18 protein-coding genes, 1 tRNA gene and 1 riboswitch are annotated in these 19,826 nt (G+C 56.8%); of the genes, 10 read left to right on the top strand and 9 right to left on the bottom strand.

The window, feature by feature from the left end; genetic code table 11:
- Nucleotides 1-29: 29 nt before the first annotated feature.
- On the bottom strand, nucleotides 30-683 hold the full coding sequence (ribB, locus tag EAE_RS03680) for a 3,4-dihydroxy-2-butanone-4-phosphate synthase (RefSeq protein ID WP_015703517.1): 654 nt from the start codon (nucleotides 681-683) through the stop codon (nucleotides 30-32).
- 105 nt (nucleotides 684-788) lie between these two features.
- A riboswitch (FMN riboswitch) is annotated at nucleotides 789-940 on the bottom strand.
- A 127-nt stretch (nucleotides 941-1,067) separates the two neighbouring features.
- Here ribB and ubiK point away from each other — a divergent pair.
- Nucleotides 1,068-1,337 carry a ubiquinone biosynthesis accessory factor UbiK gene (gene ubiK / locus EAE_RS03685; protein WP_015369643.1) on the top strand — a complete coding sequence of 90 codons (270 nt, stop codon included), beginning with the start codon at nucleotides 1,068-1,070 and terminating at the stop codon, nucleotides 1,335-1,337.
- 195 nt (nucleotides 1,338-1,532) lie between these two features.
- Here ubiK and glgS read toward each other — a convergent pair whose 3' ends face one another.
- Complete coding sequence (gene glgS, locus EAE_RS03690) at nucleotides 1,533-1,730, bottom strand: cell surface composition regulator GlgS (RefSeq protein WP_015369641.1); 198 nt, start codon at nucleotides 1,728-1,730, stop codon at nucleotides 1,533-1,535.
- Between glgS and EAE_RS03695 the strand changes: the two genes are divergently transcribed.
- The gene (locus EAE_RS03695) at nucleotides 1,722-1,871 is read left to right on the top strand and encodes a hypothetical protein (RefSeq protein ID WP_015369640.1); all 150 of its coding nucleotides are present in this window, start codon (nucleotides 1,722-1,724) and stop codon (nucleotides 1,869-1,871) included. The two genes, glgS and EAE_RS03695, sit on opposite strands and share 9 nt — an antisense overlap.
- Before the next feature lie 77 nt (nucleotides 1,872-1,948).
- Here EAE_RS03695 and hldE read toward each other — a convergent pair whose 3' ends face one another.
- From hldE to EAE_RS03710, 3 genes are read right to left on the bottom strand one after another with little or no spacing between them, the layout of a single operon-like run.
- The gene (gene hldE, locus EAE_RS03700) at nucleotides 1,949-3,382 is read right to left on the bottom strand and encodes a bifunctional D-glycero-beta-D-manno-heptose-7-phosphate kinase/D-glycero-beta-D-manno-heptose 1-phosphate adenylyltransferase HldE (RefSeq protein WP_015369639.1); all 1,434 of its coding nucleotides are present in this window, start codon (nucleotides 3,380-3,382) and stop codon (nucleotides 1,949-1,951) included.
- 58 nt (nucleotides 3,383-3,440) lie between these two features.
- Nucleotides 3,441-6,278, bottom strand: coding sequence for a bifunctional [glutamate--ammonia ligase]-adenylyl-L-tyrosine phosphorylase/[glutamate--ammonia-ligase] adenylyltransferase (gene glnE / locus EAE_RS03705; protein ID WP_162378697.1), 2,838 nt, complete (start codon nucleotides 6,276-6,278; stop codon nucleotides 3,441-3,443).
- Between the two features lie 21 nt (nucleotides 6,279-6,299).
- On the bottom strand, nucleotides 6,300-7,595 hold the full coding sequence (locus tag EAE_RS03710) for a CYTH domain-containing protein (protein WP_015703519.1): 1,296 nt from the start codon (nucleotides 7,593-7,595) through the stop codon (nucleotides 6,300-6,302).
- 212 nt (nucleotides 7,596-7,807) lie between these two features.
- On the opposite strand from EAE_RS03710, the gene EAE_RS03715 reads away from it, so the two are divergent.
- On the top strand, nucleotides 7,808-8,428 hold the full coding sequence (locus tag EAE_RS03715; protein WP_015369636.1) for a TIGR04211 family SH3 domain-containing protein: 621 nt from the start codon (nucleotides 7,808-7,810) through the stop codon (nucleotides 8,426-8,428).
- Between the two features lie 61 nt (nucleotides 8,429-8,489).
- Nucleotides 8,490-9,731, top strand: a complete 1,242-nt coding sequence (locus tag EAE_RS03720; protein WP_015703520.1) for a multifunctional CCA addition/repair protein — start codon at nucleotides 8,490-8,492, stop codon at nucleotides 9,729-9,731.
- 11 nt (nucleotides 9,732-9,742) lie between these two features.
- On the opposite strand, the gene bacA is transcribed toward EAE_RS03720, so the two are convergent.
- Together bacA and folB are read right to left on the bottom strand one after the other, a co-directional pair.
- Entirely contained in the window at nucleotides 9,743-10,564 is an 822-nt protein-coding gene (gene bacA / locus EAE_RS03725; protein ID WP_015703521.1) for an undecaprenyl-diphosphate phosphatase, read from the bottom strand.
- Nucleotides 10,565-10,633: 69 nt separating this feature from the next.
- Nucleotides 10,634-11,017 carry a bifunctional dihydroneopterin aldolase/7,8-dihydroneopterin epimerase gene (folB, locus tag EAE_RS03730; protein WP_015369633.1) on the bottom strand — a complete coding sequence of 128 codons (384 nt, stop codon included), beginning with the start codon at nucleotides 11,015-11,017 and terminating at the stop codon, nucleotides 10,634-10,636.
- A 233-nt stretch (nucleotides 11,018-11,250) separates the two neighbouring features.
- Here folB and plsY point away from each other — a divergent pair, with 233 nt between their 5' ends.
- Both plsY and EAE_RS03740 read left to right on the top strand, forming a co-directional pair.
- On the top strand, nucleotides 11,251-11,871 hold the full coding sequence (plsY, locus tag EAE_RS03735; protein ID WP_015703522.1) for a glycerol-3-phosphate 1-O-acyltransferase PlsY: 621 nt from the start codon (nucleotides 11,251-11,253) through the stop codon (nucleotides 11,869-11,871).
- A 213-nt stretch (nucleotides 11,872-12,084) separates the two neighbouring features.
- On the top strand, nucleotides 12,085-13,554 hold the full coding sequence (locus tag EAE_RS03740) for an MFS transporter (RefSeq protein WP_015703523.1): 1,470 nt from the start codon (nucleotides 12,085-12,087) through the stop codon (nucleotides 13,552-13,554).
- An 86-nt stretch (nucleotides 13,555-13,640) separates the two neighbouring features.
- Here EAE_RS03740 and tsaD read toward each other — a convergent pair whose 3' ends face one another.
- Entirely contained in the window at nucleotides 13,641-14,654 is a 1,014-nt protein-coding gene (gene tsaD, locus EAE_RS03745) for a tRNA (adenosine(37)-N6)-threonylcarbamoyltransferase complex transferase subunit TsaD (RefSeq protein ID WP_015369630.1), read from the bottom strand.
- A 238-nt stretch (nucleotides 14,655-14,892) separates the two neighbouring features.
- Between tsaD and rpsU the strand changes: the two genes are divergently transcribed.
- The 3 genes from rpsU to rpoD all read left to right on the top strand — a co-directional run bounded on the left by rpsU (nucleotide 14,893) and on the right by rpoD (nucleotide 19,026).
- Nucleotides 14,893-15,108, top strand: coding sequence for a 30S ribosomal protein S21 (gene rpsU / locus EAE_RS03750; RefSeq protein WP_001144069.1), 216 nt, complete (start codon nucleotides 14,893-14,895; stop codon nucleotides 15,106-15,108).
- A 177-nt stretch (nucleotides 15,109-15,285) separates the two neighbouring features.
- Nucleotides 15,286-17,031: a DNA primase gene (gene dnaG, locus EAE_RS03755; RefSeq protein WP_015703524.1), complete on the top strand. Its 1,746-nt coding sequence runs from the start codon at nucleotides 15,286-15,288 to the stop codon at nucleotides 17,029-17,031.
- Between the two features lie 150 nt (nucleotides 17,032-17,181).
- Nucleotides 17,182-19,026 (top strand): RNA polymerase sigma factor RpoD, encoded by a 1,845-nt coding sequence (rpoD, locus tag EAE_RS03760; RefSeq protein ID WP_015369628.1) that lies wholly within the window; start codon nucleotides 17,182-17,184, stop codon nucleotides 19,024-19,026.
- A 69-nt stretch (nucleotides 19,027-19,095) separates the two neighbouring features.
- Here rpoD and mug read toward each other — a convergent pair whose 3' ends face one another.
- A complete protein-coding gene (mug, locus tag EAE_RS03765) occupies nucleotides 19,096-19,602 on the bottom strand; it encodes a G/U mismatch-specific DNA glycosylase (RefSeq protein ID WP_015703525.1) in 507 nt (168 codons plus the stop codon).
- 125 nt (nucleotides 19,603-19,727) lie between these two features.
- On the opposite strand from mug, the gene EAE_RS03770 reads away from it, so the two are divergent.
- Nucleotides 19,728-19,803, top strand: a tRNA-Ile gene (locus EAE_RS03770).
- Nucleotides 19,804-19,826: the final 23 nt, after the last annotated feature.

Genomic DNA, 19,826 nt, shown 5'->3' on the forward strand with positions numbered 1-19,826 from the left:
AGTGGGCTTGTCATCAGAACAGCGGTAACTTAGCTGGCTTTGCGATCGTGCTCGCGGCGGTAAGCCACCAGGTCTTCAATGGTGACCACGGCCATGTTGTGCTGCTGAGCGAACTTGATGCACTCCGGCGCGCGCGCCATGGTGCCATCGTCGTTAGTCAGTTCACAGAGAACGCCTGCCGGTTTAAAGCCCGCAAGGGTCACCAGGTCGATGGTCGCTTCAGTGTGGCCGCCGCGGGTCATTACGCCGCCTGGCTGCGCGCGCAGCGGGAAGACGTGGCCCGGACGGTTGAGATCGGAGGGTTTCGCGCCATCGGCAATGGCGGCGCGCACGGTCGTGATGCGGTCAGCGGCGGATACGCCGGTGGTTACGCCTTCTGCCGCTTCAATGGTCACGGTAAAGCCGGTGCCGTAGGCGCTGGTGTTGTTCTCCACCATCATCGGCAGGTCAAGCTGCTTGCGGCGATCTTCGGTCAGGCACAGGCAGACAATGCCGCTGCCGTGACGAATGGTCAGCGCCATTTGCTCAACGGTCATGGTTTCGGCGGCGAAAATCATATCGCCTTCGTTTTCACGGTCTTCATCATCAAGCACCATCACACCGCGGCCTTCGCGCAGTGCGTCTAAAGCGTGTTCCACACGTTCAAAAGCGGTACCAAAAGAAGAAAGGAGCGTCTGATTCATGGTAAAAAAACCTCATTAAAATTATGGTTACCAGAATCAGGGCAGTCTTAGGAGTGCCGGTTTAGCGGCAAAAGTCAACGCAAGCGGATCGTAACCCGACTGAGCCGTTACTCTCTCCCATCCGGACTTTAACCGTCGGCCCCGGAATTACACCGGATCTGCTGACCTTCCCGTTTTCACTGGAAGCGCTCGCGGGCTTTCAACGCGCAGGTTGATTTACCGCCGGTGGGGAATTTCGCCCCGCCCTGAGAATAAGCGAGATAACTATAACGCCATTAACTATCTTCATCAATGGCTACTCACTCGACATCTAACATTTGTGGTTTATAGGCGCTCCCGTTCGCACTACAATGAACGCTAACTAGACCAGTGCAGGAATCCGCCATGATTGACCCGAAAAAAATTGAACAAATCGCCCGCCAGGTCCATGAATCGATGCCGAAAGGCCTTCGCGATCTTGGAGATGACGTAGAAAAGAAAATCCGCCAGGTACTGCAATCGCAGTTAACTCGTCTGGATTTGGTCAGCCGCGAAGAGTTCGATGTGCAAACTCAGGTTCTGCTGCGCACCCGCGAAAAGCTGGCTTTACTGGAGCAGCGCATTAGCGATCTGGAAAGCCGTTCAGCTGCGCCGAAGAGCGAAGAACAGCAATAAAAAAACGGGCCTGAATGGCCCGTTTGAGATTGATGATAAACCTCATGCAATCTTTGCACTTACAGATTGCACCGATAAAAAATATGGAAAATCAATTTATTGATTTTCGGCTGATAACCACAAAGAAGGAAAAACCACGCTTTTTCCTTCTTTGTCAGTAGTCTGACGGGCCTGAATGGCCCGTTTTCATTTGGCTTAATGCTCTAACTCGGCCGGGCTATTCACCTGACGACAATAAAGCTCATAGCGTTGGCAAAACCATTCACGATGTTCCTCATCCATATTGCCGACAATAGCCTGAAGATCAACCGAATGGCCTTGCGCGTGCATCCTGGCGAAACTACGTGCCAGAAAATCGAAGTTCTTCATAGAATACATATCGTTATGGTTCATCCGCATACTCCTTCAGCCGTTGGCGTTCTGATTGGTCATATGCCTTTTACTCACTTCAGTATTTACGCTTACCTTAACGTATTTTGTACGAAAAATGCGCTTAACCGGGTTATTTATTGCGCTAAATCATTTTCCGCATGATTAAATAAAAACGGCCCGCGAAGGTATCCCCGCAGGCCGTTGTAGACCGCTCCGTTCAGAGCGGTAAAGCGTATTGATTATTTGTCGCTATCTTTCTGAATCTTCTTGATAATATTGGTAGTCGAGCAGCCATCTTCAAAGTTGAGCACCAGCACTTCGCCGCCGTTGGCCCATACCTCTTCGCTGCCGGCGATCTGCTCCGGCTTGTAATCACCGCCTTTCACCAACAGATCCGGCAGGATCCCGGCAATCAGCCGCTGCGGCGTATCTTCTTCAAACGACACGACCCAATCGACGGCTTCCAGCGCTCCCAGCACGATCATCCGCTGTTCAAGCGGGTTCACCGGGCGGGTTTCGCCTTTCAGACGTTTGGTTGAGGCATCGCTGTTGACGGCGACGATCAGACGATCGCCCAGCTTGCGCGCATTGGCCAGATACGAAACGTGACCCGCGTGCAGAATGTCGAACACGCCATTGGTCATCACCACTTTTTCGCCACGCTTACGCGCCGCGGCGACCGCCTGTTTCAGCTCTTCTTCGCTCATCACGCCAAAACCGGTATCGGCACGCCCGCGCACCGCGTTTTCCAGCTCGATTGGCGAAACGGTGGAAGTCCCCAGCTTGCCGACCACCACACCGGCCGCGGCGTTAGCGAAATAGCAGGCCTCTTCCAGCGTGTTACCCGCCGCCAGCGTCGCCGCCAGCACGCCGATAACCGTGTCGCCTGCCCCGGTGACGTCATACACTTCCTGCGCCTGGGTCGGCATATGCAGCGGCGGACGACCCGGCTGCAGCAGCGTCATACCCTGCTCGGAGCGCGTTACCAGCAGTGCGGAAAGCTCGAAGTCGGCGATGATTTTCATCCCGCGTTCGACGATTTCCGCTTCATCTTTACACTTTCCGGCGACCGCTTCGAATTCAGACAGGTTCGGCGTCAGCAGCGTTGCCCCGCGGTAGCGTTCAAATTCAGTGCCTTTCGGATCAATCAGCACCGGAACGCCGGCATCCCGCGCCAGCTTAATCATGGTCTGCACGCTGGCCAGCGCGCCTTTCGCGTAGTCTGACAGCACCAGCGCGCCGATCGAACCCAGCGCCTGCTGAATACGTTCATGCATCGGCTGTGGATCAACCCCGGAGAAACCCTCTTCAAAATCGAGGCGGATCAGCTGCTGGTTGCGCGACAGCACGCGCAACTTAGTGATGGTCGGATGCGTCGGTACCGACACGAAATCACACTTCACTTTTACGTCAGCCAGCGCTTTGCTAAGCGCGCGCGCGGCATCGTCGATACCGGTCAGGCCGACCAGACGAGAAGTCGCGCCGAGCGACGCAATGTTCATCGCCACGTTAGCCGCGCCGCCAGGGCGTTCTTCGATATTTTCCACCTTTACCACCGGCACCGGGGCTTCCGGGGAAATACGGCTGGTGGGGCCGTACCAGTAGCGGTCCAGCATCACATCGCCTACCACCAACACTCCTGCACGTTCAAACTCTGGCAGCGTTACTTTCATTACTCTCTCCTGCGAGATGCAAACTTTGCGCGCGATAATAGCACACCCGATTTGTTAGTTAAGCCATCAACCACTTCTGCCAGCTAGCGCTCACCTGCTGACGTTCGCCGTCGAAAGCATCCGGCGCAACGTTGCCCGGCAGCTCCTGCAGCGCCAGATGGTGCAACGCATCGCGTAGCGTAGTGTAGGCATGGGTAAGCGCCCGCGCCTCGTCCTCATCCATGATGTCGTTCTGCGCCAGCAGTTCCAGAATACGCACATTATCGGACCAGCGCGTCAGCTTTGGCTTTTCATGCGCGTAGCGCAGCACCAGATATTGGGTAATAAATTCAATATCGGTGATCCCGCCGGCATCGGCTTTGATATCAAAGCGATCGCGCTGCTTATTGCCGAGATGAGCGCGCATCTTTTCCCGCATCTCACGTACTTCGGTCTGCAGCGTTGCGCCTTCACGCGGCGTGGTCAGGATATCGCGGCGGATCGCATCGAAGCGCGCCTGCAGCGCCGGGTCGCCATACACCACCCGGGCGCGAACCAGCGCCTGATGCTCCCAGGTCCAGGCTTCATTGCGCTGATAATCGGCGAAGGCATCGGCGGTGGTCACCAGCATGCCCGCCGCGCCGGATGGACGTAAGCGAGCGTCCACTTCATACAGGATGCCCGACGAGGTGCGGGTGCTGAAAAGATGCATGATTCGCTGGGCAAGGCGCAGATAGAACTGGCGACCATCGATTTCCCGCTCGCCGTCGGTCATCACCTCCATCGGACAGTCGTGGAGGAAGACCAGATCGAGATCGGAACTATAACCCAGTTCCCAACCGCCGAGTTTACCGTAACCTACTACCGCAAAACCGCGCCCCTGGCGGTCGCGAAGATGGGTCGGCTGACCGTAGCGGGCGACCATCTGAAGCCACGCCTGCTGCACCACCGCGTCGATCATCGCCTCCGCCAGCCAGGTTAAGTGATCGCTCACTTTCATCACCGGTAGCGTGCCGGCAATATCGGCGGCGGCGATATGCAGCAATTGCGCTTGTTTAAACTGACGCAGCGCTTCCAGCTGCTGTTCTTCATCTTCTTCCGGCACGCGCAGCAAATACTGGCGCAGTTCATCGCGGTACGCATCGGTCGCCGTCGGTTGATAAAGCGTGTTCGGATCCAGCAGTTCGTCCAGCAGCAGCGGGTGGCGCGCCAGCTGGCTGGCAACCATCGGCGAAGCGGCGCACAGGCTAATCAGGTGTTTTAACGCGCCGGGGAATTCGCTGAGCAGCTCCAGATAGGTGGTACGGGTGACGATTCCGGTCAGTAATGGGGTGATTCGCGCCAGCGGCAGCGGCGCATCCGCCCGTGAGCAAACCTCGCTGAGCAGATGCGGCATCAGCTGGTCGAGTACCTGCCGCCCGCGCGGGCCAATGGTGCGCCGGTCGAGCTCTTTGCGAAAATCAGCGATCAGCGCCAGCACGCTGCGCCGATCGTTGTCATCAAGGTGCGCCAGCGCCGGCGTAGTGTCGTCTTCTTCCAGCGCGTCCTGCCACAGTTCGCGCCAGTACTCTTCCAGCTGTTCATCCGGCGATTGCGCTTCATCGTCGCCAATCAGTTCGTTAAAGACGCGACGCACGCGGCGCATCTGCTCTTCAAGCTGTGCGCTGAGTGTCTGCCAGTCGGCGACGCGCATCCCCCACGCCAGGCGCGCGCGGTTGAGCTCATCCTGCGGCAGGGTTTGGGTTTGTTCGTCGTTAATGCTCTGCAGCAGGTTTTCGAGACGGCGCAGGAACAGATAGGCTTCGCGCAGCTGGGCGGCATCGCCTTCCGGCAGCAAATGCAGCTCGTCAATCGCCGTCAGCGTCGGCAACAGCGCGCGCTGCTGCAAGGCCGGTTCGCGACCGCCGCGGATCAGCTGGAAAACCTGAACGATAAATTCGATTTCGCGGATGCCGCCCGCGCCGAGCTTGATATTGTCTGTCAGGCCGCGGCGGCGCACTTCACGGGCAATCATCCCTTTCATGTTACGCAGAGACTGAATGACGCTGAAATCAATGTAGCGGCGGAAGACGAACGGGCGCAACATGGCGCGCAGTTCGTTGGCGTACACGCCGTCGTTATCGCCCATGATCCGCGCCTTTACCATCGCGTAGCGCTCCCAGTCGCGCCCCTGCTCCTGGTAATAATCTTCCAGCGCCGCAAAGCTCAACACCAGCGGGCCGCTGTCGCCAAATGGTCGCAGACGCATATCCACGCGGTAGACGAAGCCATCCTGCGTCGGCTGATCGAGTACTTTGATTAATCGCTGGCCCAGACGGGTAAAGAACTGGCCGTTATCCAGCTCGCGGCGTCCGCCCTGGGTGGCGCCGTGTTCCGGCCAGGCAAAAATCAGGTCGATATCGGAAGAGAAGTTAAGCTCTCCGCCGCCCAGTTTCCCCATGCCCAGGATCATTAGCGGCTGCGCTTCGCCCTGCGCATTGCACGGCGTCCCCCACTCCCGGCAGCAGGCGGCGTACAGCCAGTCGCGGGCGGCGACGATTAAGGTCTCCGCCAGGGCGCTGAGCTGCTGCAAACTGCTCTCTTCGCTCACCAGCAGCAGCGCCTGCGCCCAGGCGATACGCACCATCATCCGGCGGCGGAACTGGCGTAGCTCGCGCATCAGCGCGGCCTCGTCAGTCACTTCTTGTAGCTGTTCCGCCAGCCAGTCGCCGTAATGGCGCCATTCGTCGGCCTGCGGCGGCGCGCTTTCCAGTTCAGCCAGCCACTGCGGCTGAGCGACCAGACTCTGTTCAACGAACTCGCTGAATGTCATCACCGACTGCGCCTGCGAACTTAATGTTTGCAGGGGAAAATCTGCCGGAAGCCGGTTTACAACCGTCTGCCAGTGCTGCTGTAACTGCGAAGAAAGCGCCATTATAGGGGTCTCCCTGGCCTGAAATTATCGTTTTCCACTATGCAGCCAGAATGGTTCCGCGGCCAGCGCCTGACGACGGAAATATTCGATGACGCTGCGGTCATTGTTCTCGATAGCGCGGCGCACCTCTTGCCAGTTTTCCAGCCAGGCCTCGGCTACCCCGGCATAGGCGCTGGAAAGCAATTGAATGCTGTCGATCTCACGCGCCAGACGCGTGAGCCGATCGCTGTAGTCGTCCTGCGTCTGCTGGAAGTTGCTTTTCAGCTCCGCCGCCGCTCGCGACAGCTGGATATCGGCAAAGCGCTTGAACGAACCGGCGATTTTCTTTTGCCCCGCCTCGTTGAGGAACGAACGCCAACCGCGGGTAACCAGCCATTCGGTCAGCAGCAGTTTGGCGCCAACCGTGGCGCGGTTGAACAACGCCGCTTCGGCTTTCTCCGCACCGTCCAGCGCCGCTTCGGCCTCGGTGAGCGATTCACGCAACTGTACGGTGGCTTTTCGCGGCACAATGCCGCCAAACAACACCAGCGCATGGCGTACGCGAGCCATCGCCCGCTGGATTTCACGCTTAGCTGCCGCGTTGCCCTGGTTCCAGACTTCATCATGATAGAGCCAGTGCGCCAGCGCGCTTTCCAGCGCCGCTTCCAGCCCCTGCTCGACGCTGGCTTTCGCCGCCACGCCTACTACCGTTAACGGTTTAACCGGACGCGCTTCATTGCCCTGCGCCAGTTGATAGCCGCGCGCCGCTTTACTCAGGCTGCCCTGGCGCAATACGCCGGTTGCCAGTAAACGCCGCGCCAGCGCCAGAATGTCGGCGGTATCGCCGCTCAACAACTCAAGCTCCAGTTCGCAAATGGCTTCCTGATGCTCACCGGCTTTCACTTCGCCAAGGTCGAGGGCTATTTCAATCTGGCTGTTGCCCTCTTTCACCACCCATTTTTCGCGGAGGAAATCAGTGCTAAACAACGGCTGCACATTTTGCGCCAGTTCTGCCGGCAACTGCCCCTGCGGCCAGACTTCTGCCGGCAGTTTATCCAGCGCCAGCTCTGCTTTTTCCAGCGGAATATTGTATTCCGGACGCTGATGCAGGCCGCCCACCACCCGACCGGCAATTTTCAGCGTCATTTCATAGCGCTCCCGATCGCCGCGGATCCGCAGCCCCATGTCGTGCCGACGCAGCCAGTTATCGGCGGTTTCGTAGTAAATATTCAGCAGTTGGCCTGCCGGCGTGTGCTGCGCATCCAGCGAATTGAGATGCTGGCGCAGCGCCTCAACGCCGTCGTGGGCAACGATAAACTTCAGTTCGATTTCTTGAGCCATGGCTGAATTCTTCCACCTGATAAGCGTCGCCGGGAAAATGCGGCGAACTAATGACGATATTTTTTGTCAGTAAATAGTATTTTGCGGCGAATCGCCATGCAATGCGCATTTGCCAGCTGCATTTGGATGATTCCGATTGTGGCGGAAAACTTTGCGTCGCTCTGGCGATGCCACTACTATCGTTCAACTTTTTATGACCAAACGATGACCTGATGCCAAAATTACGCCTTATTACCTTTACATTGCTAGCGCTTAGCGCCGCTACGGCGGTTCACGCAGAAGAAAAGCGCTACGTTTCCGATGAGCTGAGCACCTGGGTTCGCAGCGGTCCTGGCGATAACTATCGTCTGGTCGGCACCATTAACGCCGGCGAAGCCGTCGACGTTCTGCAAACCAACGACAGCACGAATTACGCGCAGGTACGCGATAGCAACGGCCGTACCGCCTGGATCCCGCTGAAAGAGCTGAGCAACGAGCCCAGCCTGCGCATTCGCGTGCCGGATCTGGAAAATCAGGTCAAAACGCTGACCGACAAGCTGAACAATATTGACGCCACCTGGAACCAGCGTACCGCCGACATGCAGAAAAAAGTCGCCGGTAGCGATGGCGCGATCAATGCCCTGAAAGAAGAGAACCAAAAGCTGAAAAACGAGCTGGTTGTCGCTCAGAAAAAGGTGAACGCGGCGAATCTGCAGCTTGATGATAAACAGCGCACCATTATCATGCAGTGGTTTATGTACGGCGGCGGCGTGCTTGGCGTCGGTCTGATCCTTGGTCTGGTGCTGCCGCATCTGGTACCGAGCCGCAAGCGTAAAGACCGGTGGATGAACTAATTCGTCTTCTCTGCCAGACTTACGTATCATCTTGCGAAAAGTCGATGCGGGAGAAACAGGCGTGAAGATTTATTTGGTCGGTGGTGCGGTACGAGATGCGTTATTAGGACTACCGGTCAAAGACAGAGACTGGGTGGTGGTTGGCGCCACGCCCCAGCAGTTGCTCGACGCGGGCTACCAGCAGGTAGGCCGCGATTTTCCCGTGTTTCTTCACCCGCAAAGCCGTGAAGAGTACGCCCTCGCGCGTACCGAACGTAAATCCGGTTCCGGCTATACCGGTTTCACCTGTTATGCCGCCGCTGACGTCACCCTTGAGCAAGATCTACTGCGCCGCGATCTCACCATTAACGCGCTGGCTCAGGACACTGACGGTCAGATTTACGATCCCTATGGCGGCCAGGCCGATTTACGCCAGCGCCTGCTGCGCCACGTCTCCCCGGCCTTTAGCGAAGATCCGCTACGCGTACTGCGCGTCGCGCGTTTTGCCGCACGTTATGCCCATCTCGGTTTTCGCATTGCCGATGAAACCATGGCGCTGATGCGCGCGATGGCGGACGCCGGCGAACTGGCGCATTTGACCGCGGAGCGGGTATGGAAAGAGACGGAAAACGCGCTTGGCACGCGTAATCCGCAGGTCTTTTTCCAGACCCTGCGCGACTGCCACGCGCTGAAGGTGCTGTTCCCGGAAATCGACGCCCTGTACGGTGTCCCCGCGCCGGCCAAATGGCATCCGGAAATCGACACCGGCGTTCATACCCTGATGACGCTCACCATGGCGGCGATGCTATCGCCGGCCATCGACGTCCGCTTCGCCACCCTGTGCCACGATCTCGGCAAGGGCTTAACGCCCAAAGAGTTCTGGCCGCGCCACCATGGCCACGGCCCGGCAGGGGTAAAACTGGTGGAACAGATTTGCCAGCGCCTGCGGGTGCCGAACGATATTCGCGATCTGGCCAGACTGGTCGCCGAATTCCACGATCTGATCCACACCCTGCCGATTCTGCAGCCAAAAACCATCGTGAAGCTGTTTGATAGCATCGATGCCTGGCGCAAGCCGCAGCGTGTACAGCAAATCGCCCTCACCAGCGAGGCCGACGTGCGCGGGCGTACCGGTTTTGAATCCTGCGATTATCCGCAGGGGCGCCTGCTGCTTGAAGCCTGGGAAGTGGCGCAGTCGGTCTCTACTAAAGAGGTGGTAGCGGAAGGTTTCAAAGGACCGGAGATTCGCGAAGAGCTGACGCGGCGCAGAATTGCGGCCGTGGGGCAGTGGAAAGAACAACGTTGCCCCCAGCCGCAAGGCTGAGGGCCAGGGCCTTAGAAGAAGACCACGTAGACGGCTGCCGCGACGATAAAGCGGTAGATTGCAAACGGAATAAACGAAATACGTTTAATCAGCTGCAGGAAGGTTTTAATCGCAATCAGCGCCACGATGAACGCCATGATAAAACCGACGGCGAACATCGGAATATCCCCGGTATTAAGGAAGCCGATGCTCTTGTAGACGTCCAGCACGGTGGCGCCCATCATCATCGGTACCGCCAGCAGGAATGAGAACTCGGATGCCGCATAGCGGCTAACGCCCATCAGCATGCCGCCGGAAATGGTCGCCCCGGAGCGAGAGAAGCCCGGCCACAGCGCCAGACACTGGAAGCAACCGATGGCAAACGCCTGACCATAGGTCATATCATCAATGCCCACCGCGCGCGGCTCTTTCGGTTTGAACAGTTCCGCAGCGATCAGCAGGAAGCCGCCGACAATCAGCGCGTACATGACGTTAACTGGGTTAAACAGCGATTTAATTAGGTCATGGAACACCAGCCCCAGCACCACCGCCGGGATCATGCCTAACAGGATATGAATCAACGACAGGCGCCCGCTGCCTTCGCCTTCATGCATCGGCGGACGGCCAAAATGAATGCCGATCAGGCCAAACAGTCGACGCCAGAACACCACGACGACGGCGAGAATAGATCCTAATTGAATTACAACTTCAAAAGTATTAGCGGTATCCCCTTCAAAACCAAGGAGATGACCAACGATAATCATATGACCCGTACTGGAAACCGGTAAAAACTCCGTCAACCCTTCAACCACACCCAAAATTGCCGCTATCAGCAGCGAGTGTAAATCGCCCATTCAATAAACCCTTAAAATAAAAAGTAAAATTAAAATCCAGGCACTAAGACCGGTATAAAACAAATTTGTTTAAACATTATGACGAGAAACGTTTTGTTTCAGATTACTGCCACGTTCAATGATCACGCCAACGTTGGCCGCACGGGCCACCGCGCCAGGCTTGCTGACTTTAATCCGCACCCACGGAGAATTGAATTTTTGCAGCAGTAGATCGGCTACCTCTTCCGCCACCCGTTCGACCAGCGCAAAACGCCCGCCCTCAACGTGGTTGATAACCAGTTCGCTGATATCAGCATAGCTCAGGCAATCGCTCACATCGTCGCTGGCGGCCGCTTTGCGGTTATCCCACGCCATTTCGATATCGAACACTAACTTCTGTTCGATGGTCTGTTCCCAGTCGTAAACACCGATAGTGGTGATTACCGAAAGTTGCTCTATAAATACAATATCCATCACGACCTGCCTGCTTTTTGGCTAAACCGGATACCACTTCCGGCGAATTATGCGTATTATCCACAGATGCAAAGACATCCCCTAAAGAATTCACGTGCCCTGACAGCGGCGACGCAGCAAGATTTCGGGAACATAGCAGCATCACTATGTAACCTATCGCGCAGAGAAAGCCAACAAGCTGTTAACACGAAAATGGGTGGGGTTCTAACGACGTTTTCAAAATGGAACAGCTGATGAGTGCAATCGCGCCTGGACTAGTTATCCTCGCCTACCTCTGCGGCTCAATTTCCAGCGCCATTCTGGTGTGCCGTCTTGCTGGTTTGCCCGACCCTCGCGATAGCGGTTCCGGCAACCCCGGGGCGACGAACGTACTCCGAATTGGCGGCAAGGGAGCAGCCGTAACGGTATTAATTTTTGATGTCCTGAAAGGGATGCTGCCGGTTTGGGGCGCCTGGGCGCTCGGTCTGACGCCTTTCTGGCTCGGGCTGGTGGCGATCGCCGCCTGCGTAGGCCATATCTGGCCGGTGTTCTTTAATTTCCGCGGCGGTAAAGGCGTGGCGACCGCATTTGGCGCTATCGCGCCCATCGGCTGGGATCTCACCGGCGTAATGGCCGGTACCTGGCTGCTGACTATTCTGCTCAGCGGGTATTCCTCGCTGGGCGCTATCGTCAGCGCGTTGGTAGCCCCTTTCTACGTCTGGTGGTTCAAACCGCAGTATACTTTCCCGGTCTCCATGCTCTCCTGCCTGATCCTGCTACGCCATCACGACAATATCCAGCGTCTGTGGCGCCGTCAGGAAACGAAAATCTGGTCACGCTTTAAGAAGAAGAAAAAAACGCCAGAGCAGAAATAATCTCCGCGCCCGGCCGCCTGTGCCGGGCCCTTTTGCCGCCACAAACGCATTCTATTTCCCACTTTTTTAGCCAATCATAGCGGCAAATGAGAAAACCAAAGATAATCCTTTCACTACAATAACTTAGTTATGAGTTATAACCAAAAGTGATTTTTTCGTCCCCGCGTCGCTGTTTACTCTGAAGATCTTTATAAGAGAAAAAAGCACAACACCATGACTGATGTAATTAACGCGACGCCTGCGGCAACCTCTGCGTCGCCCGGCGGGGAAGTAAAATGGATCGGCAGCGCGGCGGACGTCTCGCGCCTCATCAACGAAGGCAGCAGCGGGCGCAATAACGCGCGTATCGTCATGGGAATCGCCCTCGGCGGTATTTTCCTTGATGCCTACGATCTTGGCTCGCTGGCCTTCGGCCTGAAAGATATTACTCGGGAATTCAACCTGACGCCTGCCGGTACCGGGATGGTCGCCTCGGCCATCACCTTCGGCGCTATCGTTGGCGCGCTGCTCGGCGGTTATCTAACCGACAAAATTGGCCGCTACCGCGTGTTTATGGCGGATATGCTGTTCTTCGTGGTAGCGGCCATCGCCTGCGCGCTGGCGCCGAATGAATACGTCCTTACCGGCGCACGCTTCGTGATGGGCCTGGGCGTCGGGATCGACCTGCCGGTGGCGATGGCGTTTCTCAGCGAATTCGCGAGGCTCAAAGGTCCCGGCAACAAGGCGGCCAGCGTGGCGATGTGGTGCCCAACGTGGTACGCGGCGATCAGCATTTCATATCTGCTGGTACTCTTTTTTTATGCCGTCCTGCCGGAAAGCCATAGCGACTGGCTATGGCGGATTATCCTTGGTTTTGGCGCCATCCCGGCGCTGGTGATTATCGCTATCCGTAGCCGCTACATGAGCGAATCGCCGGTGTGGGCCGCCAACCAGGGTAACCTGCGTGAAGCTGCTTCTATTCTACGCCAGGCGTACAACATCAATGCGCACGTTGCCCAGGACGCGCTGGAAAAACCGGCGCCAAAAGTTCGTAGCGCCCAATGGAGTAACTATCTGCGCCTGTTCCGCGGTGTCTACCTGCGCCGCACGACGCTCTCTACCCTGCTATCGGTGGTTTCCTCATTTGCCTATAACGCCGTCGCGTTCGGTCTGCCGGTGATCATCTACAGCTTCTTCGTGCAATCGATGCTGACGACGATTTTGATTTCGCTGGCGCTGAATCTGCTGTTCGCTTTCGTGGGAGGGATACTGGCGGTACGCCTGGTACCGCGCTTCGGGGCGTGGCGGATGTCGCTGGCGGGTTATGGCTGCCAGCTGACGGCGCTGCTCGGCCTGGCGCTGATTGGCCGCCCTGATGGCGCAGGTGAAGGCGTCGCTGCCGTGGCGATGCTGGCACTGTTCCTTTTCGGCCAGGGATTCGGCCCCGGCGCGCACACCATGACCTTCGCCTCGTTAAGCTATCCGACATCGCTGCGCGGCGTTGGCGTCGGGCTCAACCAGACGCTCATGCGCGGCAGCTCAACGCTTTCTTTATTCCTCTTCCCGCTGCTGGTCGCCGCGCTGGATACCCGCGTCTTCTGGATCATCGCCGCGGCGCCGCTGATTGGGCTATTGTCGCTGTTGGCTATCCGCTGGGAGCCGTCGGGCTACGACATCGACGCCGAGGATTATCAGCAGCCTTAATCCACGCGTAAAAAAGCCGCCTCGATGGGCGGCTTCAGACTGCTGACAAAGAAGGAAAAAGCGTGGTTTTTCCTTCTTTGTGGTTATCAGGCGGCCGGCAGTTCCGCCAACGGCCAGCGCGGCCGCACGGTAACGCCGAGGCCGGCATTGCCGCCGCCCTGCAGGCGGACCATCCCGGCGTAAGCGATCATCGCACCGTTGTCGGTACAGAACTCAGGGCGGGCATAAAACACTTCGCCGCCGCGTTTGCTCATCATTTCCGCCAGCTTCGCGCGCAGCGTACGGTTAGCGCTCACGCCCCCCGCCATCACCAGACGCTTAAAGCCGGTTTGCTCCAGCGCGCGGCGGCATTTAATCATCAGCGTATCGACAACCGCGTCTTCAAATGCGCGGGCGATATCGGCACGGGTTTGCTCATCGTCGCCGTTGTTACGAATGGTATTGGCGGCGAAGGTCTTCAGACCGGAGAAGCTGAAATCGAGCCCCGGACGATCGGTCATCGGCCGCGGGAAGACGAAGCGACCTTCCGTGCCCTGGGACGCCATTTTCGACAGCATCGGTCCGCCGGGATAATCCAGCCCCAGCAGTTTCGCCGTCTTATCAAAGGCTTCGCCAGCGGCATCGTCGATTGACTCGCCCAACAGCTCATACTGACCAATGCCGGTGACGCTAATCAGCTGGGTGTGGCCGCCGGAAACCAGCAGAGCGACGAACGGGAACGCCGGCGGGTTATCTTCCAGCATCGGCGCCAGCAGATGCCCTTCCATATGGTGTACCGGGATCGCCGGCACGTTCCAGGCGAACGCCAGGGAGCGGCCAACGGTCGCGCCGACCAGCAGCGCGCCCACCAGGCCAGGGCCTGCCGTATAGGCGACGGCATCAATATCTTTCGCCGTCAGGCCCGCCTCTTTGAGCGCCGCCTGGATCAGCGGAACGGTTTTACGTACGTGGTCGCGCGACGCCAGCTCAGGCACCACGCCGCCGTAGTCAGCATGTAATTTCACCTGACTATACAGCTGGTTGGCTAACAGACCTTGTTTATCGTCGTAAATAGCGATGCCGGTTTCATCGCAGGATGTTTCAATTCCCAGTACACGCATGAGTTGTTTTACCTCGTTTCAATACCGCGCAGTGTAGGACCAATGACCGGCGATGTAAAACTTTGCTCACCCCTGGTGTTCTCTTCGTGTATACTCCTCACCCTTATAAAAGTCCCCTTTCAAAAAAGGCGCCGGTGCTTTACAAAGCAGCAGTAGTTGCAGTAAAATTCCGCACCATTTTGAAATAAGCTGGCATTGCGGCCAGCGGCAAACCGAATTAATCAAAGGTGAGAGGCACATGCCGGTAATTAAAGTACGTGAAAACGAGCCGTTCGACGTAGCTCTGCGTCGCTTCAAGCGTTCCTGCGAAAAAGCAGGTGTTCTGGCGGAAGTTCGTCGTCGTGAGTTCTATGAAAAACCGACTACCGAACGTAAGCGCGCTAAAGCTTCTGCAGTGAAACGTCACGCGAAGAAACTGGCTCGCGAAAACGCACGCCGCACTCGTCTGTACTAATCTGTTGAGAGCGAAGCTCTCAATTCAGACCGAGTTGTAGTTGTAAGGCCGTGCTTCCGAAAGGAATGCGCGGCTTATTTTCGTTTATGCATTAGCAGATACACGAGATCGTTCAAACTGTCTTCAGGCAATACATCGAGGCCGTTTGCAGGATGCAGTGTATAGATTACGGGGCATATGGCTGGACGAATCCCACGCGTATTTATCAATGACCTGCTGGCGCGCACCGACATCATCGATCTGATCGATGCTCGGGTGAAGCTGAAAAAGCAGGGCAAGAATTATCACGCGTGTTGTCCATTCCATAACGAAAAAACCCCCTCCTTCACCGTCAACGGTGAAAAACAGTTTTACCATTGCTTCGGCTGCGGTGCGCACGGCAACGCCATCGACTTTCTGATGAACTACGACAAGCTCGAGTTCGTCGAAACCGTCGAAGAGCTGGCCGCCATGCACAACCTTGAAGTGCCCTATGAAGCAGGTAATGGACCGAGCCAGATAGAACGGCATCAGCGGCAAAATCTCTATCAGCTGCTGGACGGTCTGAACACGTTTTACCAACAGTCTCTGAATCAACCCGCCGCCGAACCCGCGCGCCAGTATCTGGCAAAACGCGGCTTAAGCAGCGAGGTGATTACCCGCTTCGCAATAGGCTTCGCTCCCCCTGGCTGGGATAACGTTTTAAAACGTTTTGGCGGCAATCAGGAAAACCGCCAGTCGCTTATTGATGCGGGCATGCTGGTCACCAACGATCAGGGGCGCAGTTACGACCGCTTCCGCGAACGGGTGATGTTCCCGATCCGCGATAAGCGAGGCCGGGTGATTGGTTTTGGCGGGCGCGTGCTGGGCGATGCGCTGCCAAAATACCTGAACTCTCCGGAGACCGATATTTTCCATAAAGGCCGCCAGCTGTACGGCCTGTATGAAGCGCAGCAGGATAACGCCGAACCTCAGCGTCTGCTGGTGGTCGAAGGCTATATGGACGTCGTCGCGCTGGCGCAGTACGGCATTAATTATGCCGTGGCCTCGCTGGGCACCTCGACGACCGCCGACCACATTCAGCTGTTGTTCCGGGCGACCAATCAGGTCATCTGCTGTTACGACGGCGACCGGGCTGGCCGCGACGCGGCATGGCGCGCGCTGGAAACGGCGCTGCCGTATATGACCGATGGCCGCCAGCTGCGTTTTATGTTTTTACCTGATGGCGAAGACCCGGATACGCTGGTGCGTCAAGAGGGCAAAGAGGCGTTTGAAGCGCGGATGGAGCAGGCACAGCCGCTCTCCACGTTTTTGTTTAATAGCCTGATGCCGCAGGTCGACCTGAGCACTCCGGATGGGCGCGCGCAGCTGAGCACGCTGGCGCTGCCGCTGATTACCCAAGTGCCGGGCGAAACGCTGCGCATCTATTTGCGTCAGGAGCTGGGTAACAAGCTGGGTATTCTGGATGACGCCCAGCTTGAACGTTTAATGCCGAAACAGGCGGAAAATAGCGCTCAACGCCCGGCGCCGCAGCTAAAACGCACGACCATGCGTATACTTATAGGGTTACTGGTGCAGAACCCCGATCTGGCGCCGCTGGTTCCGCCCTTGACGGGTCTGGATCAGCAGAAGATGCCAGGACTTGGTTTATTCAGCGAACTGGTCAATACGTGTCTGGCGCAGCCAGGTCTGACCACCGGGCAACTTTTAGAACAGTATCGCGGGACAAATGAAGCAGCAACCCTTGAAAAACTGTCGATGTGGGACGATATAGCAGATAAGGATATCGCTGAACAAACCTTCACCGACTCGCTCAACCATATGTTTGACTCACTGCTGGAACTGCGACAAGAAGAGTTGATAGCTCGCGATCGCACACACGGTTTAAGCAGTGAGGAGCGCCGGGAACTCTGGACTATCAGCCAGGAGCTGGCCAAAAAATGAATTTAACGGCTTAAGTGCCGAATATCGATCGGGAAGCCCCCGACAGCCGCGCTGAGGCGCAGCGGCAATAATATAAGTACGCCCTCGCTTTAAATGTTGGCAGTTCGTCTGCCTGCACCAATCAAACGAATTAAGTGTGGATACCGTCTTATGGAGCAAAACCCGCAGTCACAGCTGAAGCTTCTTGTCCAACGTGGTAAGGAGCAAGGCTATCTGACCTATGCCGAGGTCAATGACCATCTGCCGGAAGATATCGTCGACTCCGATCAGATCGAAGACATCATCCAAATGATCAACGACATGGGTATTCAGGTGATGGAAGAAGCACCGGATGCCGATGATCTGCTGCTTGCTGAAACCTCCAATAATACCGATGAAGACGCAGAAGAAGCGGCGGCCCAGGTGCTGTCGAGCGTTGAATCTGAAATTGGCCGTACGACCGACCCGGTGCGCATGTACATGCGCGAAATGGGTACCGTTGAACTGCTGACCCGCGAAGGCGAAATCGACATCGCTAAACGCATCGAAGACGGGATCAACCAGGTCCAGTGCTCCGTTGCGGAATATCCGGAAGCCATCACCTATCTGCTGGAACAGTACGATCGCGTCGAAGCTGAAGAAGCTCGCCTGTCTGACCTCATCACCGGCTTCGTCGATCCGAACGCTGAAGAAGATATGGCGCCGACCGCCACTCACGTCGGTTCCGAGCTGTCTCAGGAAGAGATGGACGACGACGAAGATGAAGAAGAAGATGATGACGACGACAACAGCGATGACGATAACAGCATCGACCCGGAGCTGGCCCGCGAGAAATTCGCCGAGCTGCGCACCCAGTACGAGCTGACTCGCGACACCATCAAAGCGAAAGGTCGCAGCCACGCCGCCGCGCAGGAAGAGATCCTCAAGCTGTCCGAGGTCTTCAAACAGTTCCGCCTGGTGCCGAAACAGTTCGATTACCTGGTCAACAGCATGCGCAGCATGATGGATCGCGTTCGTACTCAAGAACGTATCATCATGAAGCTGTGCGTTGAACAGTGCAAAATGCCGAAGAAAAACTTCATCACCCTGTTCACCGGCAACGAAACCAGCGAAACCTGGTTCAACGCCGCCGTGGCGATGAACAAGCCGTGGTCCGAGAAGCTGCATGACGTTAAAGAAGACGTTCAGCGCGGCCTGCAGAAACTGCAGCAGATTGAAGAAGAAACCGGTCTGACCATCGAGCAGGTTAAAGATATCAACCGTCGCATGTCCATCGGCGAAGCGAAAGCCCGTCGTGCGAAGAAAGAGATGGTTGAAGCGAACTTACGTCTGGTTATTTCTATCGCCAAGAAATACACCAACCGCGGTCTGCAGTTCCTCGACCTGATTCAGGAAGGCAACATCGGCCTGATGAAAGCGGTAGATAAGTTTGAATACCGTCGTGGCTACAAGTTCTCCACCTACGCGACCTGGTGGATCCGTCAGGCTATCACCCGTTCCATCGCGGATCAGGCGCGCACCATCCGTATTCCGGTGCATATGATTGAGACTATCAACAAGCTCAACCGTATCTCCCGCCAGATGCTGCAGGAAATGGGCCGCGAGCCGACGCCGGAAGAGCTGGCTGAGCGCATGCTGATGCCGGAAGACAAAATCCGTAAGGTGCTGAAAATCGCCAAAGAGCCAATCTCCATGGAAACGCCGATCGGCGACGATGAAGATTCGCATCTGGGTGACTTCATCGAGGATACCACCCTCGAGCTGCCGCTGGATTCTGCGACCACCGAAAGCCTGCGTGCGGCAACGCACGACGTACTGGCGGGCCTCACCGCTCGTGAAGCGAAAGTGCTGCGTATGCGTTTCGGTATCGACATGAACACCGACCACACGCTGGAAGAAGTAGGTAAACAGTTCGACGTTACCCGCGAACGTATTCGTCAGATCGAAGCGAAGGCGCTGCGTAAACTGCGCCACCCAAGCCGTTCTGAAGTGCTGCGTAGCTTCCTCGACGATTAATCGTCGCGCTGCAAAGAGAGTAAAAAGCTCCCCGCGGGGAGCTTTTTTTATGCCTGCTATCGGGCGCCATCACCGCCCTCGCCCCGCCAGCGCCTCATCCAGTTCGCGATAGGCTTCAACCAGCTTGTCCAGCGTCGCCCGGTTCAAACCGCTGGGATTGGGCAGCACCCAGATTTCGGTTTCACCGATGGTCGCTTCCTGCTTTCCCCACTTTGCGCCACGCACCCTGAACGCCTGCTCATAGGCCTGCTTGCCGAGCACCGCCAGCGCCTGCGGCTGATAGTCCTGGATTTTGCTTATTAGCTCCTGCGCGCCATTACGCAGCTCCAGCAGGGCAACCTCGCTGGCCTGTACCGTCGGCCGCTCAACCAGCATGGTGATACCGCAGCCGGTATCCAGTAGATGCTGCTCCTCTTCCGGCATCAGCTGTCGCTCGGTGAACCCCGCCTGGTGAATGACCTTCCAGAAACGATTGCCGGGATGGGCAAAATGGAACCCCGTATGCGCGGAGGACTTCCCCGGATTGATCCCGCAAAAGACCACCCGCAGCCCCGGCGCCAGGACATCACTAATCATAATTTCTCCGGCTGAATGACTAAAAAGCTGATTATAAAGGATTGAAAATGCATTGTTTATAAAAACAGCAGCCGAGCGCTTTACGCTGGATTGCAGCGTGCAGTTACATTATAATCCCTCGCCACGGCCCCTTAGCTCAGTGGTTAGAGCAGGCGACTCATAATCGCTTGGTCGTTGGTTCAAACCCAACAGGGGCCACCAAATTTTAGTTTTAAAATCATATA

This window comes from Klebsiella aerogenes KCTC 2190 (assembly GCF_000215745.1).
Taxonomy (GTDB): Bacteria; Pseudomonadota; Gammaproteobacteria; order Enterobacterales; family Enterobacteriaceae; genus Klebsiella; species Klebsiella aerogenes.

Excerpts from the sequence above, each read along its gene's own strand:
- ribB (WP_015703517.1), bottom strand. The coding sequence starts at position 683 with ATGAATCAGACGCTCCTTTCTTCTTTTGGTACCGCTTTTGAACGTGTG.
- ubiK (WP_015369643.1), top strand. The coding sequence starts at position 1,068 with ATGATTGACCCGAAAAAAATTGAACAAATCGCCCGCCAGGTCCATGAA.
- EAE_RS03695 (WP_015369640.1), top strand. The coding sequence starts at position 1,722 with ATGGTTCATCCGCATACTCCTTCAGCCGTTGGCGTTCTGATTGGTCAT.
- glgS (WP_015369641.1), bottom strand. The coding sequence starts at position 1,730 with ATGAACCATAACGATATGTATTCTATGAAGAACTTCGATTTTCTGGCA.
- hldE (WP_015369639.1), bottom strand. The coding sequence starts at position 3,382 with ATGAAAGTAACGCTGCCAGAGTTTGAACGTGCAGGAGTGTTGGTGGTA.
- EAE_RS03710 (WP_015703519.1), bottom strand. The coding sequence starts at position 7,595 with ATGGCTCAAGAAATCGAACTGAAGTTTATCGTTGCCCACGACGGCGTT.
- EAE_RS03715 (WP_015369636.1), top strand. The coding sequence starts at position 7,808 with ATGCCAAAATTACGCCTTATTACCTTTACATTGCTAGCGCTTAGCGCC.
- bacA (WP_015703521.1), bottom strand. The coding sequence starts at position 10,564 with ATGGGCGATTTACACTCGCTGCTGATAGCGGCAATTTTGGGTGTGGTT.
- folB (WP_015369633.1), bottom strand. The coding sequence starts at position 11,017 with ATGGATATTGTATTTATAGAGCAACTTTCGGTAATCACCACTATCGGT.
- plsY (WP_015703522.1), top strand. The coding sequence starts at position 11,251 with ATGAGTGCAATCGCGCCTGGACTAGTTATCCTCGCCTACCTCTGCGGC.
- EAE_RS03740 (WP_015703523.1), top strand. The coding sequence starts at position 12,085 with ATGACTGATGTAATTAACGCGACGCCTGCGGCAACCTCTGCGTCGCCC.
- tsaD (WP_015369630.1), bottom strand. The coding sequence starts at position 14,654 with ATGCGTGTACTGGGAATTGAAACATCCTGCGATGAAACCGGCATCGCT.
- rpsU (WP_001144069.1), top strand. The coding sequence starts at position 14,893 with ATGCCGGTAATTAAAGTACGTGAAAACGAGCCGTTCGACGTAGCTCTG.
- dnaG (WP_015703524.1), top strand. The coding sequence starts at position 15,286 with ATGGCTGGACGAATCCCACGCGTATTTATCAATGACCTGCTGGCGCGC.
- rpoD (WP_015369628.1), top strand. The coding sequence starts at position 17,182 with ATGGAGCAAAACCCGCAGTCACAGCTGAAGCTTCTTGTCCAACGTGGT.
- mug (WP_015703525.1), bottom strand. The coding sequence starts at position 19,602 with ATGATTAGTGATGTCCTGGCGCCGGGGCTGCGGGTGGTCTTTTGCGGG.